The 1,588-nt window shown below is 48.7% G+C and carries 1 protein-coding gene; it reads left to right on the top strand.

Annotation, left to right across the window (positions count from 1 at the left end):
- Positions 1–169: 169 nt before the first annotated feature.
- A partial coding sequence (locus tag POTG_RS25055; RefSeq protein ID WP_009227151.1) for a transposase occupies positions 170–1,588 on the top strand: 1,419 nt, incomplete at its 3' end.

Genomic DNA, 1,588 nt, shown 5'->3' with positions numbered 1-1,588 from the left:
CATGACCTATGCAGTTCAATCCATTAGCTGGTAATTCTATCGCGCCAAAATTGTCATAAATAGTTCAATGAAGATCCGTGAAAAGTGCTTGACTTTTTCGAAGGACCCCCATAATCGCGAAGGATACCTTTTTCAAAGGTATATCTTCTAGATTATAGGTGGTTTTCCAATGTCAGCGTTGCAAAAACCAAGGTTCAAAGAACTGAATCACAGCGAATGCGCCGGAGCACCCATTCTGAAAAGCCTTTGGGAGCGATTTGACTTCTCTCTGTTGCTCACTCAATCCGGCATTATGAAACGAAGTGGCGCTCCGTCGTGGTTACTTTGTTTTCTCTACGTTGTCGGTCTCGTTTCCAACTGCTCCTCTGTCGTCCAGATGGCGCAGTTAGCCGACAAAGACGCTTTACTGAAGGCGATGTTCCAGCCTTGGAAGCTTGCTCAGTACACCTTAAGTCGCTTCTTTACGAAAGGCTTTGCTTGGACGACTTTTGGGAAAAAGCGTGTCGCGCGCTTGCAGCAAGATCCTTTGACGGCGATTACCGATGGGGATGTCGTGAATCTCGATGACACGCACAGCGCACATCCCTTTGCCAAACATCTTCCATTTTTGAACTGGCTCTTTGATCATTCCGCTAAAGCCTATGTCTGGGCAACGAATCTGGTGGTCCTGCAGGCCGTTCTGAAAAGCGGATTGGAGTATCCGTTGTTTTACCGGATCTGGCACAAGCCCGAAACGAAAGGAGAAGGTCTTACCAAAATCGATTTAGCCAAGCAGATGCTGCTCATGCTGCGCGAATCCGTTACGTGCCGGTTGTGGGTAGCCTTGGATCGCTGGTACCTGTGCAAGCATTTCTTCTCGTTCCTTGAAGAGAATAACTTTGATTGGGTCACCAAGGCCAAACGCAACACGGCTTTGTTCCGTAAAGTCATCGAACCTGGCACTCGCCGGGAACGTTACGTGCCGCTGACTCCGGTCATGCTGATCCGTGAAGTCTTTAAGGAACTGACACGTCAAGCAACATCCGGTTTGAGTTCTATTTCGATACCGGGCATCTACATGAAGCGTCCATACATCACGGTGAATCGGAAAGGAAAGCAAGTGACCAAGCAACGCTATGTTCTGGTGGCTGCGGTTGTTGCCATGCGATTGAAGGAAGATGAGCTCACGGAATCGGACTCGATTCAAACTGAACAAGAAGAAGAGCCGGCCACTTATAAAGGTGCATATTTGTTGATCAGCAATCGCCATGATGTTCCGAAAGACGTGGTACAAACCTATGCCAAGCGCTGGCGCATCGAAGTGTTCTTCCGCGCCGCCAAACAGGAACTGGCTTTTGAGAAATGCCATTCCGAATCCGAAGCGCATCACCATGCCCATTTCGAGCTATTGTTTGCCGCTGAAACCTTGTTGGCTGTGGCGCTCTTTGAACTGAACAAAGAAAAAACGAGTGATGATGAAGGCTACACCCACGGCGAAATGGTTCGTGGCCTCTTCCACACTCGTTGTCAGATTCGCGTGAAAAACCACAGGGGCATTCAGCGAATCTCTATTGATTGTGACACACAAGTGCGGCAGTTTGCAAGACTT

The sequence above is a fragment of the Paenibacillus sp. oral taxon 786 str. D14 genome, from assembly GCF_000159955.1.
Classification (GTDB): domain Bacteria; phylum Bacillota; class Bacilli; order Paenibacillales; family Paenibacillaceae; genus Fontibacillus; species Fontibacillus phoenicis.
This window is presented reverse-complemented; position numbering and strand designations above follow the sequence as displayed.